General features: G+C 66.8%; 10 protein-coding genes. 3 read left to right on the top strand and 7 right to left on the bottom strand.

What is annotated here, in order from left to right:
* Window positions 1-19 precede the first annotated feature (19 nt).
* Window positions 20-844, bottom strand: coding sequence for a type I methionyl aminopeptidase (gene map / locus AC1DXX_RS18875; protein WP_478135735.1), 825 nt, complete (start codon window positions 842-844; stop codon window positions 20-22).
* Window positions 845-960: 116 nt separating this feature from the next.
* Between map and purL the strand changes: the two genes are divergently transcribed.
* Window positions 961-4,974, top strand: coding sequence for a phosphoribosylformylglycinamidine synthase (gene purL, locus AC1DXX_RS18880; RefSeq protein WP_478135757.1), 4,014 nt, complete (start codon window positions 961-963; stop codon window positions 4,972-4,974).
* Between the two features lie 80 nt (window positions 4,975-5,054).
* Here purL and AC1DXX_RS18885 read toward each other — a convergent pair whose 3' ends face one another.
* The 6 genes from AC1DXX_RS18885 to AC1DXX_RS18910 all read right to left on the bottom strand — a co-directional run bounded on the left by AC1DXX_RS18885 (window position 5,055) and on the right by AC1DXX_RS18910 (window position 9,785).
* Complete coding sequence (locus tag AC1DXX_RS18885; protein ID WP_478135736.1) at window positions 5,055-5,840, bottom strand: peptidylprolyl isomerase; 786 nt, start codon at window positions 5,838-5,840, stop codon at window positions 5,055-5,057.
* A gap of 147 nt (window positions 5,841-5,987) precedes the next feature.
* Window positions 5,988-6,263 carry a BolA family protein gene (locus AC1DXX_RS18890; RefSeq protein WP_478135737.1) on the bottom strand — a complete coding sequence of 92 codons (276 nt, stop codon included), beginning with the start codon at window positions 6,261-6,263 and terminating at the stop codon, window positions 5,988-5,990.
* Window positions 6,260-6,802, bottom strand: coding sequence for a septation protein A (locus AC1DXX_RS18895; RefSeq protein WP_478135738.1), 543 nt, complete (start codon window positions 6,800-6,802; stop codon window positions 6,260-6,262). Before AC1DXX_RS18895 ends, AC1DXX_RS18890 begins: the two co-directional genes overlap by 4 nt.
* Window positions 6,799-7,209, bottom strand: a complete 411-nt coding sequence (msrB, locus tag AC1DXX_RS18900; RefSeq protein ID WP_056518623.1) for a peptide-methionine (R)-S-oxide reductase MsrB — start codon at window positions 7,207-7,209, stop codon at window positions 6,799-6,801. The genes AC1DXX_RS18895 and msrB overlap by 4 nt, the downstream gene beginning before the upstream one ends.
* A complete protein-coding gene (locus tag AC1DXX_RS18905; protein ID WP_478135739.1) occupies window positions 7,206-8,687 on the bottom strand; it encodes a protein adenylyltransferase SelO in 1,482 nt (493 codons plus the stop codon). Before AC1DXX_RS18905 ends, msrB begins: the two co-directional genes overlap by 4 nt.
* Window positions 8,688-8,750: 63 nt before the next feature.
* Complete coding sequence (locus AC1DXX_RS18910; protein ID WP_478135758.1) at window positions 8,751-9,785, bottom strand: AraC family transcriptional regulator; 1,035 nt, start codon at window positions 9,783-9,785, stop codon at window positions 8,751-8,753.
* A gap of 190 nt (window positions 9,786-9,975) precedes the next feature.
* Here AC1DXX_RS18910 and AC1DXX_RS18915 point away from each other — a divergent pair, with 190 nt between their 5' ends.
* Both AC1DXX_RS18915 and AC1DXX_RS18920 read left to right on the top strand, forming a co-directional pair.
* Window positions 9,976-11,808, top strand: a complete 1,833-nt coding sequence (locus tag AC1DXX_RS18915; RefSeq protein ID WP_478135740.1) for a carboxylesterase/lipase family protein — start codon at window positions 9,976-9,978, stop codon at window positions 11,806-11,808.
* 117 nt (window positions 11,809-11,925) lie between these two features.
* Window positions 11,926-13,569, top strand: coding sequence for a 3-(methylthio)propionyl-CoA ligase (locus AC1DXX_RS18920; protein ID WP_478135741.1), 1,644 nt, complete (start codon window positions 11,926-11,928; stop codon window positions 13,567-13,569).
* Window positions 13,570-13,608: the final 39 nt, after the last annotated feature.

Raw genomic sequence — 13,608 nt, forward strand, 5'->3', positions numbered from 1 at the left:
CCGGGGGCGCGAACGCGCGTCAGGTCTTGGTCGAGGTGACGAACGAAGGCAGGGGCGGGCTGCCTTCGGACAGCGTCAGCACCTCGTAGCCGGTTTCGGTGACGAGCACCGAGTGCTCCCACTGGGCCGACAGCGAATGGTCGCGCGTGACGATGGTCCAGCCGTCGTACTGGCCGCCCTTGAAGTCTTCCTTCACGTCGCGCTTGCCGGCGTTGATCATCGGCTCGATGGTGAAGATCATGCCGGGCTTGAGCTCTTCCATCGTGCCCGGGCGGCCGTAGTGCAGCACCTGCGGCTCTTCATGGAAGCGCTGGCCCACGCCGTGGCCGCAGAACTCGCGCACCACCGAAAAGCCCTGGCCTTCGGCGAATTTCTGGATCGCATGGCCCACGTCGCCCAGGTGCGCGCCGGGGCGCACCTGCAGGATGCCGTGCCACATGGCTTCGAAGGTGATGCTGCACAGGCGCTTGGCCGCGATGGAGGCGTCGCCGATCACGTACATGCGGCTGTTGTCGCCGAACCAGCCGTCCTTGATGACGGTCACGTCGACATTCATGATGTCGCCCTTTTTCAGGGGCTTGTCATTGGGAATGCCGTGGCATACCACGTGGTTCACCGAGGTGCAGAGCGACTTCGGAAACGGCACGCTGCTGGCGCCCATGTAGCCCACGGTCGCGGAGGTGGTGCCCTGCTTGACCATGTACTCGGCGGCGAGCCGGTCGACGTCGTTGGTCGTGATGCCAGGCTTGATCAGGGGCGTGAGGTAGTCCAGCACCTCGGAGGCCAGGCGGCAGGCGACGCGCATGGCCTCGATGCCCGCTGCGTCTTTGTAGGTAATGCTCATCCCCGAATTATCCCATTCACCAAGCTAAAATTCCGGGTTAACGCGGATGACCCCAGTCAGCGGCCATCCGCCCAGATTCCTTGATTCCCAACGCGGCCCCCGAGGCCCCATCGACCGTGACGCAGCCCGCACTTCAAGCCCTTCCCGTCGTAACCCTGTTCGAGGGCGGCAGCGCGCTCAGCGAATTCCGCGCGCGGCAACTGCTGCCGAAGCTGCAGGCCATCGAGCCGCGCATCGAGGGCATCGCCGCCCGTTTCGTGCACCTGGTGGTCACCGATGCGGCGCTGAGCCCGGCCGACCATGAGCGTTTTGCCGCGCTGCTGACCTACGGCGAGCCCTTCGAGGCGCCGGCCAAGGCGGGCACCTCGGTGGTCGTCACGCCGCGTCTGGGCACCGTGTCGCCCTGGGCTTCCAAGGCCACCGACATCGCCCACAACTGCGGCCTGGCGCTGCGCCGGGTCGAACGCGTCACCCAGTACCACCTCAAGTTCAAGGCGCCGCTGATCGGCAAGGCGCCCGTGATCGAGGGCGATACGCTGGCGGCCGTGGCCGTTCCGCTGCACGACCGCATGACCGAATCGGTGCTTGCCACCGTCGCGCAGGCGGCCAGCCTGTTCAGCGAGCTGCCGGCCCAGCCGATGGCGCAGGTGGATGTGCAGACCGGCGGCCGCGAGGCCCTGGTGGCCGCCAACACCGGCTTCGGCCTGGCGCTGGCCGAGGACGAGATCGACTACCTCGTCGACGCCTTCACCCGCCTGGGCCGCAACCCCAGCGACGTCGAACTCATGATGTTCGCCCAGGCCAACAGCGAGCACTGCCGCCACAAGATCTTCAACGCCCAGTTCACCATCGACGGCGTGGCCCAGCCGCAAAGCCTGTTCTCGATGATCCGCCACACCGAGAAGCAGAACCCGCAGCACACGGTGATCGCCTATGCGGACAACGCCTCGGTGATGGAGGGCTCGTCGATCGAGCGTTTCGTCGCGGCTTCGGACTCGCAAAGCTATCAAAAAGATAGCGCCCTGAGCCATGTGCTGATGAAGGTCGAGACGCACAACCACCCGACCGCCATCTCGCCGTTCCCTGGCGCCTCGACCGGCGCGGGTGGCGAGATCCGCGACGAAGGCGCCACCGGCCGCGGCTCCAGGCCCAAGGCCGGCCTGACCGGCTTCACCGTATCGAAGCTCTGGCCGGAAGAGGGCCACTACGGCAAGCCCGAGCACATCGCCAGCCCGCTACAGATCATGACCGAGGGCCCGCTGGGCGGCGCCGCGTTCAACAACGAATTCGGCCGGCCCAACCTGCTGGGTTACTTCCGCGAATACGAGCAGACCATCGCGAGCGACCTCGACACGGTGCAGCGCGGCTACCACAAGCCCATCATGATCGCGGGCGGCCTCGGCAGCATCGATGCCACGCAGACCCGGAAGATCCAGTTCCCGGCCGGCTCGCTGCTGATCCAGCTCGGCGGCCCCGGCATGCGCATCGGCATGGGCGGCAGCGCCGCGAGCTCGATGGCGACCGGCGCGAATGCGGCCGAGCTCGACTTCGACTCGGTGCAGCGCGGCAACCCCGAGATCGAGCGCCGTGCCCAGGAAGTCATCAACCATTGCTGGCAGCAGGGCGCGGCCAACCCGATCCTTGCGATCCACGACGTGGGCGCGGGCGGCCTGAGCAATGCCTTCCCCGAATTGACCAACGACGCCGGCCGCGGCGCGCGCTTCGACCTGCGCGCCGTGCCGCTCGAGGAGTCGGGCATGGCGCCGAAGGAAATCTGGTGCAACGAAAGCCAGGAGCGCTATGTGCTGGCCATTGCGCCGGAATCGCTCGAACAGTTCAAGGCGTTTTGCGAGCGCGAGCGCTGCCCGTTCTCGGTGGTCGGCGTGGCGACCGAGGAGCGCCAGCTGCTGGTGGCCGATGAAGGCGCCGAAGTCCAGCCCGTCGACATGCCGATGGACGTGCTGCTCGGCAAGCCGCCCAAGATGCACCGCGACGTCAAGACCGTCGCTCGCACCTTCAAGCCGCTCGACCTCACCGGCGTCGACCTGCAGAAGGCCGCCATCGACGTGCTCGCGCACCCGACCGTGGCCTCCAAGCGCTTCCTGATCACCATCGGCGACCGCACCGTGGGCGGCCTGAGCCACCGCGACCAGATGGTCGGCCCCTGGCAGGTGCCGGTGGCCGATTGCGCCGTGACGCTGGCCGACTACARGGGCTTTGCCGGCGAGGCCATGAGCATGGGCGAGCGCACGCCGCTGGCCGCGCTCGACGCGCCGGCCTCGGGCCGCATGGCCGTGGCCGAGGCCATCACCAACCTGCTGGCCGCGCCGATCGAACTCTCGCGCGTCAAGCTGTCGGCCAACTGGATGGCCGCCTGCGGCGAACCCGGCGAAGACGCCGCGCTGTACGAGACCGTCAAGGCCGTGGGCCTGGCGCTGTGCCCGGCGCTGGGCGTGTCGATTCCGGTCGGCAAGGATTCGCTGTCGATGCGCACGCAGTGGAAGGATGACAAGGCCGGCGGGGAAGCCAAGAAGGTGACATCCCCCGTCAGCCTGATCGTGACCGCCTTCGCCACGCTGGCCGATGTGCGCGGCACGCTCACGCCGCAGCTCGATGCGGCCGAGGCAGACACCACGCTGGTGCTGATCGACCTGGGCCGCGGAAAGCACCGCATGGCCGGCAGCATCCTGTCGCAGACGCTCGGCCAGAGCGGCGACACCGTGCCCGACCTCGACGATCCGGCGCAGCTCGTGGCGCTGGTGAACGCCGTGAACGCGCTGCGCGCCGACGGCAAGATCCTCGCGATGCACGACCGCAGCGACGGCGGCCTGTTCGCCACCGCCTGCGAAATGGCCTTTGCGGGCCATGTGGGCGTGGCGCTCAATGTCGACATGCTGGTCACCGAGGGCGACGGCATTTCGGACAGCCGCATGGAAACCGGCGACGCCAAGAATTGGGCGCAGCAGGTCAGCGCGCGGCGCGAGGAGCTCACGCTCAAGGCGCTGTTCAACGAAGAGCTGGGCATGGTGCTGCAGGTGCGCACGGCCGAACGCAACGACGTGATGCAGGTGCTGCGCACCCACGGCCTCAGTGCCCACAGCCATTTCGTCGGCAAGACACGGCCCGCCAGTTCGGCCATGGACGCCGGCAAGGGCAAGCTTGAAATCTGGCGCGATGCCAAGTCGGTGTTCAGTGCGAGCCTGCAGGACCTGCATCAGGTCTGGGACTCGGTCAGCTGGAAGATCGCCCGCGAGCGTGACAACCCGGCCTGTGCCGATGCCGAGCACGCCGCGGCGGGCGAGCCCTCCGATCCGGGCATGCACGTGTTCCTGCCGAACCAGCCGACGGCCCCGGCCATCCTGCAGTCGCGCCCCAAGGTCGCCATCCTGCGCGAGCAGGGCGTCAATTCGCACGTCGAGATGGCCTACGCCTTCACCGAAGCAGGCTTCGAGGCCTACGACGTGCACATGACCGACCTGCAGACGGGCAGGGCGGACCTCGCCAACTTCAAGGGCGTGGTCGCCTGCGGCGGCTTCAGCTACGGCGACACGCTGGGCGCCGGCATCGGCTGGGCGCGCAGCATCACCTTCAATCCCCGCCTGGCCGAGCAGTTCAAGGCCTTCTTCGGCCGCGAAGACACCTTCGGCCTCGGCGTGTGCAACGGCTGYCAGATGTTCGCCGAGCTGGCCGACATCATCCCGGGCGCCGAAGCCTGGCCGCGCTTCACCACCAACCAGAGCGAACGCTTCGAGGCGCGCCTGTCGATGGTCGAAGTGCTCGAATCACCCAGCATCTTCTTTGCGGGCATGGCCGGCAGCCGGCTGCCGATCGCGGTGGCGCACGGCGAGGGCTACGCCAACTTCAAGCACCGCGGCGACCAAGCCAAGGCCATCGCTGCGATRCGCTTCGTCGACAACCACGGCAAGGCCACCGAGCAGTACCCGTTCAACCCGAATGGCAGTGCGGGCGGCCTGACCTCGGTGACCACGCCGGACGGCCGCTTCACCGCGGTGATGCCGCACCCGGAGCGCGTGTTCCGCAACATCCAGATGAGCTGGACGCCGGGCGACAAGAGCGAGTTGAGCCCGTGGATGCAGATCTGGCGCAACGCGCGGAAGTGGGTTGGCTGATCGACGCAAGCCTGCCGTGCGGCGGGCAATAAAAAAGCGGCCCGCGGGCCGCTTTTTCATGGGGTTGCAAAGCCCCGGCCTTACTCGACCTTGGCTTTCGCGCGCAGGTCTTCCTGGTACTTCTGCAGGCGCTGCTGCTGCAACTGCTGCGTGATCTGCGGCTTCACTTCTTCCAGCTTCGGCAGTTGGGCCTGGCGGATGTCGTCGACACGGATGATGTGATAGCCGAACTGCGTCTTGATGGGGGCAGGGGTGGTCTCGCCCTTCTTGAGCTTGATCATCGCTTCCGAGAACTCGGGCACGAAGCTCGCGGGGTTGGCCCAGTCGAGGTCGCCGCCGTTGGCGCCCGAACCCGGGTCCTTGCTCTGCTTCTTGGCGATGTCTTCGAACTTGGCGCCCTTCTTCAGGTCGGCCATGATCTTCTTGGCCTGGTCTTCGGTTTCGACCAGGATGTGGCGCGCCTTGAATTCCTTGCCGCCGTTGGCTGCGACGAACTTGTCGTACTCGGCCTTCACGTCGGCGTCCGAGATCGGACTCGTCTTGCGGTAGTTCTCGAACAGCGCGCGGATCAGGATGGCCTGGCGGGCGAGTTCGAGCTGGTTCTTGTAGTCGTCGCTGGCATCCAGGCCTTGCTTCTGCGCTTCCTGCATGAACACTTCGCGGGCCACGATTTCTTCGCGCAGCTGGCTTTGCATCTCGGGCGTCACCGGGCGGCCTGCGGCTGCCAGTTGCTGCGCCAGGACGTCCATGCGGGCCTTCGGTACCGGCTTGCCGTTCACGATGGCTGCGTTCTGTGCCAGAGCCGCCATGGGGATGGCACCGATCAGCGCTGCGGCCGCAACGGCCTGCAAGATGTGTTTTTTCATGGAATGAATATCAGGCTGGAGAGAAAGTGCGCGTGTAGGAAAAGGCGCGTGAAAGAAAGCAGAGAGAGTCGAACAAAAGGGGAGAAAGAGGGGCTGGAGCACCGCGGCGATGACGGCATGTCAGCGGCGTGCAACCGATTGGACGACTCAGAGCACCTCGATGGCGATGGCGTGCAGACCCTGTGCGATAAAAACCTGGAGGGCATCATACACAAGCCGATGTCGCGCCACGCGAGGCTTCCCGGCGAAAAGCGGGGAGGCGATGCGAACACGGAAATGGGTGCCGCGGCCTTCCGCGTTGGCACCCGCATGGCCGGCGTGGGCGCCGCTCTCGTCGATCACTTCGAGCTGCGTCGGGGCCAGCGCCTCGCGCAGTGCGGCTTCGAGGTCGGCCGCGGTGGGCAGGAGTGCGGCGCTCGTCACGCGGCCGGCTTGTCGTCGCCCTTCAGGTGCGGCGCAATGTACAGCCCCTGCGCCACCAGGAAGACGATGGGGAACACATAGCCCCAGAGCTTGAAGTTGACCCAGGCCTCGGTGGTGAAGTAGGCCGCCACGTAACCGTTGATGATGGCCATGAAGAGGCAGTAGCCGATCCACGCCACGTTGAGGCGGCCCCAGATGCGCTCGGGCAGCTCGAGCTGTGAGCCCAGCAGCATCTTGAGGAAGTTCTTCTTCAGCGCCCAGAGCGCCACCGCGAGCGCAATCGCCATTGCGCCATAGAGCACCGTCGGCTTCCACTTGATGAAGCGGTCGTCGTGCAGCACCAGCGTGAGCGTGCCGAACAGCAGGATCAGCACCAGCGTGGCCTTCTGCATCGCCTGYAGCTTGCGTTCGGTTGCATAGATGATGGCCATCTGCACCACGGTGGCGGCCATCAGCACGCCGGTGGCGGTGTAGATGTCGGCGAGCTTGTAGGCGCCGAAGAACAGCAGGATCGGGAAGAAGTCGAGGATCAGTTTCATTTTTTCTGGAAGTCGAGCGATGCCGAGTTCATGCAGTAGCGCAGGCCGGTTTCGGTGGGGCCGTCGGGGAACACGTGGCCCAGGTGGGCGCCGCAATTCGCGCAGACATTCTCCGTGCGCACCATGCCGTGCGATCGGTCGACGATGTTCCTGATGGCGCCGGGTACGGCTTCTTCCGAGAAGCTCGGCCAGCCGCAGCCCGCGTCGAACTTGGTGCTCGACTCGAACAGCTTCGCGCCGCAGCACACGCAGTGGTACGTGCCGTCGTCCCAGTGGGCTTCGTACTTGCCGGTGAAGGGGCGCTCGGTGGCCGCATGGCGCGTCACCTCGAAAGCGGCGGGTTCGGCGCCTTTTTCAGCGAGCAGGGCTTTCCATTCGGCGTCGGTTTTCTGTGCAGGAGTGGTCATGATGAACAGCTGATTTCAATCGTGGAAGCCCAGTCGGGCGGGAAGCCGGCATACGCATCGGCACCGGGATGTTCTTCAAATGGGGTTTCGAGCAGCGCCAGCAAGGTTGCCACACCCGAGAAGTCCTTCCGGGCTGCCGCTTCGATGGCTTGCTGGCCCAGGTGGTTCCGCAACACGTACTTCGGATTGGATTTGAGCATCAAATCGGCGGTTGCCGAGCTTGCGGCCTGTGCATGACGCTCTGAAAAAGATAGCAACCACGCGTCGAAACCGGGGCGGTCCAGGAACAGGTCGCGCACCGGTTCCACATGGCCGTCGGCCATGTATTGGGAGAGCCGGCGCCAGAAGATCGTGTAGTCGACCTTGCCGGCGGCCAGCAGCTTGAGCACGCCCTCGATCAACGCGCGGTCGCCCTCGGCCGCATCCGCGAGGCCGAGCTTGGCGCGCATGCGGGCCTCGAATTCGGTCGGGAACACCGTCTTGTACGACTCCAGCGCGGCCACCGCGATTTCCTGGTCGCCGATCAGCGGCAGCAGCGCCTGGGCGAGACAGAAGAGGTTCCAGTACGCCACGTTGGGCTGCTGGTTGAAGGCATAGCGGCCGCTGGTGTCGCTGTGGTTGCAGATGTGGCGCGGATCGAAGCCGTCGAGGAACTGGAAGGGCCCGTAGTCGATGGTGAGCCCGAGGATGCTCATGTTGTCGGTGTTCATCACCCCATGGCAGAAGCCCACGGCCTGCCATCGGGCGAGCAGGGCGGCGGTGCGCTCGCTCACGGCTTCGAGGAACGCGGCATAGGCGTTGCCGTTGAAGCGGTCGGTGGTGCGGCAGGCGGGGTAGTGGCGGTCGATGACGTAATCGGCCAGTGCGCGCAACTCGGCGTCGCGCTGGTTGGCGGCAAAGTGCTCGAAGTGGCCGAAGCGGACGAAGCTTGGCGCCACGCGGGTGACGACGGCCGCGCTTTCGGGCTCTTCGCGGTACACGTGGGCGTCGGAGCCGGTCACGCAGAGCGCCCGGGTGGTCGGGATGCCGAGGCCGTGCATGGCCTCGCTGCAGAGGAATTCGCGGATGCTGGAGCGCAGCACGGCGCGGCCATCGCCGCCGCGCGAGTAGGGCGTGCGGCCCGCGCCTTTGAGCTGCACCTCGAGGCCACCCGCCGTCTCGCCCAGCATGATGGCCCGGCCATCGCCGAGCTGGCCGGCCCAGACACCGAACTGATGGCCGCTGTAGACCGTGGCGAAGGGCTTTGTTCCGGCGACGGGCAGGCTGCCGGTCAGGGCGGACAGCGTGGCGTCCGATTGCCGCCAATCGGACGGCAACCCGAGCGCGCGGGCCACCGCCTCGCTGGAGCCCACCCAGTAGGGATCGGGCAGCGGCGTCGGTCGCAGTTCGGTGAGAAAAGCGGACCCCAGCGTCGAGAAACCAGGTTTCCAGCGCAATCCCGGGTCCGCGACGTCCGTGTCTTCAGCAAGCAGGCTCATGCCCGGATTGTCCGGCAGAGCGCGAAACCCCTTGCCGCGGGGGCCATCGAGGCCTCGGCCCGGTCAGTGTGAGAGTGCCGGCGTGTCCCAGATCCGCGCCCGATACTGCGCGGGCGGCAGGCCGAACCAGCGCTTGCAGGCCCGGAAGAAGTTGCTGCTGTCGACGAAGCCGAGCATGTCCGCCACGTCGGTGAGCGTGTGGCGGTCTTCCGCCAGGTACTGCTGCGCCAGCTCGCGGCGGGTGCGGTCGAGCAGCGACTGGAACGACACCGATTCCTCCTGCAGCCGCCGTTGCAGGGTGCGCTCTGCCAGTCCGAGGCCCGCAGCCACGTCCTGCCGGCGCGGCTCGCCCAGCTGCAGCCGGCGCGCGATCTCGGCGCACACCAGGCTGCTGGTGGTGGTCTGGCCCAGCTGGTTCAGCTGGTTTTCGAGCAGTTGCTCGTGCACCTCGGCGAGCGAAGGGTGGTGGGTGGGGAGCGCCAGCGCCAGATCGGCGTCCGACACCAGCATGCGGTTGGCGATCGCGTTGAAGCGCATCTCGCAGCCGAAGGCCTCGCGGTGCGGTGCTTCGTTGGCGGGCGCCGCGTAGACGAACTCCATCGCCAGCGGCCGCAGCTCGCGCCGGGTGAGCCACTGGCACTGCATCAGCACGGTCAGCATGGCGTATTCGACGCGCTGCCGCGGTATCGGCAGGCTGCCGCCGTTGTGCTCCATCACCAGCCAGCAGCCGCGTGCATCGGCCTCGAGCGAGAAGCCGGTGGCGTCCGAGATGACGGCCATGTAGCGCGCGAGGCGTACCAGCGCGGTCCGCAGGTCGGGGCTGCAGGTCATGGCGTAGCCCACCGTGCCGAGCTTGCTGTGCCGCGCGGCCAGCGCGCGCTGCATGCCCAGCGTGGGCTTGCCCACGCGAGCGACGGCGAGCTGCCACAGCACCGTGATCTCGTCGACCGGGACGCGCGCGTTCTGGCGCCGCAGCGATTCAGGGTCGAAGCCCGCATCGCGCAACAGCGCGGGCACGTCCAGCCCCTCCGCCTCGAACATCGACAGCACGCCTTCGAGCCATTCGGCGGAACTGGTGCGCAACTCCGGCTGCGGCATGCAGAGGCCCCGCCTGGCGGGACGGCGCACGTGGCGAGGCAGTTGTGCTTGTGAAGTCATTGCTTTGGCGCGCTTGCGATAGCGGTGAATGCGGGGTCGATTTCTAGAATTTTTGTGGGTTCGGCGCGCCGCAGTATGGGCATCGGACACCGATGCAGGAATTCCGATTAACCCGGTGTGGAGACAAAAAATGAATACGTCAGAGGCAACGGAAAGCCAGGGCGCGACACGACAAGCGGCGGCAACGGTGGCAAGAGCCGTCGCGGTGGCCGCCTGCATGGCCGTCACGGCCTGCGGCGGCGGCTCCTCGGGCTCGTCGTTTTCGTTCCTGCCGGTCACCCCGCCTGCGCCACCGCCGCCGGCTGCGCCACCCCCGGCCGCCGACGGCCCCATGGTGCGCCAGACCACGGCCGGCAAGATCGAAGGCGTGGACGACAGCGCCAACTCCGGCACCTGGTTCTGGAAAGGCGTTCCATTCGCGCAGCCGCCGGTCGGTGCGCTGCGCTGGCGCGCGCCGGTGGCGCCCGCGGCCTGGAGCGGCATCCGGCCGGCGGCGAAGTTCGGCAATGCCTGCCTGCAGATCGGCCGACTGTTCGGGCCCGGCGCCAACAACACCTACGACACCACCATCGGCGCCATGCTGGGCAAGCCGACCGGCAGCGAGGACTGCCTGTTCGTCAACATCTGGCGCCCCGCCACGGCCGACAAGAACCTGCCGGTGCTGCTGTTCGTGCACGGCGGCAGCAACATTTCGGGCTACACGGCCGATCCTCTGTACGACGGCGCCAGGCTGGCGAAGACCGCCAACGCGGTGGTCATCACCGCCAGCTACCGCCTGGGCATCCTGGGCTTCATGAACATGCCGCAGCTGCGGCCGGGCGGCACCGCGGGCGACGACTCGGGCAACTTCGCGCTGCTCGACAACCTAGCGGCGCTGCGCTACATCAAGAACAACGTCGAGGGCTTCGGTGGCGATCCGAACAACGTCACGCTCTCGGGCGAATCGGCCGGTGCCACCAACCTGCTGGCGGTGATGACCTCGCCGATGGCCAAGGGCCTGTTCCACAAGGCCTTCGAGATGAGCGGGGGCATCTCGCTCGCAAGCAACCTGCCGATGGGCACGCTGCCCACGCTGTCCCCGGCATCGGCCTCGCTCGCGCAGGGCCAGGCGATCCTGGAGAAGCTGCTCGTGGCCGATGGCACCGCCGCCGACGCGGCCGCGGCCAAGACCTACATCGGCACACGCACGCCGGCCCAGATTTCCGACTACCTGCGTGCGCAGGAGGGCGGGGCGCTGCTGACCACGGTGGTCGCCAACGGGCTGGGTAGCGTCGCGCCCATTCCCGACGGCACGATGCTGCCGACCGACCTCATCGGCGCCATCGCGGCGGACCAGTACGTCAAGGTGCCCATGCTCGCGGGCAACACGCGTGACGAGGGCAAGCTCTTCGCGTCGCTACTGGGAACGATCGGCTTTCCGGCGCCCGGCTGGATCGTCACCGACGCCCAGCGCTTCTCGTTGATGTTCAACTTCGACCCCAACGCCGCGCCGGCGCTCACGGTGAATGACATCATCAACCCGTTCTACCTTCCGGTAGGCACGCCCGGCACGGGCTACAACGCGGCCACCGACATCATCACGAAGGGCCTCTTCGGAGCCAACCGCGACAGCCTGCTCAACACGATGAAGACGCGCCAGTCGAACATCTGGCACTACCGCCTGGACTGGGCGCAGGAGCCGCCGCCGTGGAACGACGTGTACGGCGCCTCGCACGCCTTCGATCTGCCCTTCGTGTTCGGCAACTTCGACGGCTCGCTGCTCAGCAACGTGATGGGCGGCAAGGCCAACCAGCCGGGGCGAATCGCCTTGTCCAACGCCTTCATGGCCAGCGTCGGCGCCTTCATGCGCAAGGGCGATCCGAACACGCCCGAACTTGGTGCGGCCTGGGCGCCGTGGCCGTCGCAGCTGCTGCTCGACGCCACGCCCTCGGCGGCCAGGATCACGCCGGTGAGCACCCCTTGATGAGCCGCTTCGTTCAATCCAGCAGTGCGGGTTTGTGTCATTGTGCAAGTGGCCGAAGCTTGCGTGAATCTGTTGTCCGCAAGCTTTCATGAAGTCATTTCACAAAGGAGTCCGTAGATGCTGGGTTTGATGCAAGACCAACCGCTTTTGATCTCGTCGCTGATCGAGTTCGCCGAGCGCCACAATGGCGACGGCGAGATCGTCTCGCGCCGGGTCGAGGGCGACATTCACCGCACCACGTGGGGCGGTATCGCATCGCGTGCCCGGCAGGTGGCCAATGCGCTGGACGGCGAGCAGCTGCTGTTCAGCGACCGCATCGCCACCCTGGCCTGGAACGGCTATCGCCACCTGGAGCTGTACTACGGCGTGAGCGGCAGCGGCCGCGTGCTGCACACCATCAACCCGCGCCTGCACCCCGACCAGATCGCGTGGATTGCCAACCATGCCGAAGACCAGATCCTGTGCTTCGACCTGAGCTTCCTGCCGCTGGTGCAGGCGGTGCACGCCAAGTGCCCCACGATCCGGAAATGGATTGCACTGTGCGACGCGGACAAGCTGCCGGCCGACAGCGGCATCCCCAATCTCGTGAGCTACGAAAGCTGGATGGGCAAGCAGCCGGCCGACTACGACTGGCCCACCTTCGACGAGAACTCGGCCTCGAGCATGTGCTACACGAGCGGCACCACGGGCAACCCGAAGGCCGCGCTCTACAGCCACCGCTCGACGATGCTGCATGCCTACGCGGCGGCCTTGCCCKACGTGATGCGCCTGTCGGCGCGTGACTCGGTGCTGCCGGTGGTGCCTATGTTCCACGTCAACGCCTGGGGCATTCCGTACTCGGCCGCGCTCGTGGGCTGCAAGCTCGTGTTCCCCGGCCCGGCGCTCGACGGCAAGTCGGTGTACGAGCTGATCGAGTCCGAGGGCGTGACCTTCGCGGCCGGCGTGCCCACCGTGTGGCAGATGATGCTCGGCCACATGCAGGCCGGCGACCTGAAGTTCAGCAAGCTCAACCGCACCGTCATCGGCGGCTCGGCCTGCCCGCCGGCCATGATCACGGCGTTCCAGGAGAAATTCAACGTCGAGGTGCTGCATGCCTGGGGCATGACCGAGATGAGCCCGCTGGGCACGCTCTGCACGCTCAAGAACAAGCACCTGTCGCTGCCGCCCGATGCGCAGCTGCAGATCCGCATGAAGCAGGGCCGCGCCATCTTCGGCGTCGACATGAAGATCGTCGATGGCGACGGCAAGGAACTGCCCTGGGACGGCAAGGCCTACGGCGACCTGCTGGTCAAGGGGTCCTGGATCGTCAAGGAGTACTTCAAGGGCGAGGGCGGCGATCCGCTCATTCCCGACGCGCAGGGCCGCGGCTGGTTTCCCACCGGCGACGTCGCCACCATCGACGCCGAGGGCTACCTGCAGATCACCGACCGCAGCAAGGACGTGATCAAGTCGGGCGGCGAGTGGATCAGCTCGATCGAGATCGAGAACATCGCCGTCGCGCACCCGGCCGTGGCCATGGCCGCCTGCATCGGCGTGTTCCATCCGAAGTGGGACGAGCGGCCGATCATCGCGGTCGTGAAGAAGCCCGGTGCGGAAGTCACGCGCGAAGAGCTGCTGAAGTTCTACGAGGGCAAGACCGCCAAGTGGCAGGTCCCGGACGACGTGGTCTTCGTCGAGGCCATTCCGATCGGCGCCACCGGCAAGATTCTGAAAACCAAGCTGCGCGAACTCCTCAAGGACTACAAGCTGCCGACCCTCTGAAGAACCGCCAAAGCCCACCCGCACTGTCGCGCACGCGAT

The organism is Variovorax sp. P4_B10 (assembly GCF_056402375.1).

What these genes read in the sequence shown, in the direction of transcription:
- map (WP_478135735.1), bottom strand. Translation starts at nt 844, where the DNA reads ATGAGCATTACCTACAAAGACGCAGCGGGCATCGAGGCCATGCGCGTC.
- AC1DXX_RS18885 (WP_478135736.1), bottom strand. Translation starts at nt 5,840, where the DNA reads ATGAAAAAACACATCTTGCAGGCCGTTGCGGCCGCAGCGCTGATCGGT.
- msrB (WP_056518623.1), bottom strand. Translation starts at nt 7,209, where the DNA reads ATGACCACTCCTGCACAGAAAACCGACGCCGAATGGAAAGCCCTGCTC.
- AC1DXX_RS18905 (WP_478135739.1), bottom strand. Translation starts at nt 8,687, where the DNA reads ATGAGCCTGCTTGCTGAAGACACGGACGTCGCGGACCCGGGATTGCGC.
- AC1DXX_RS18910 (WP_478135758.1), bottom strand. Translation starts at nt 9,785, where the DNA reads ATGCCGCAGCCGGAGTTGCGCACCAGTTCCGCCGAATGGCTCGAAGGC.
- AC1DXX_RS18915 (WP_478135740.1), top strand. Translation starts at nt 9,976, where the DNA reads ATGAATACGTCAGAGGCAACGGAAAGCCAGGGCGCGACACGACAAGCG.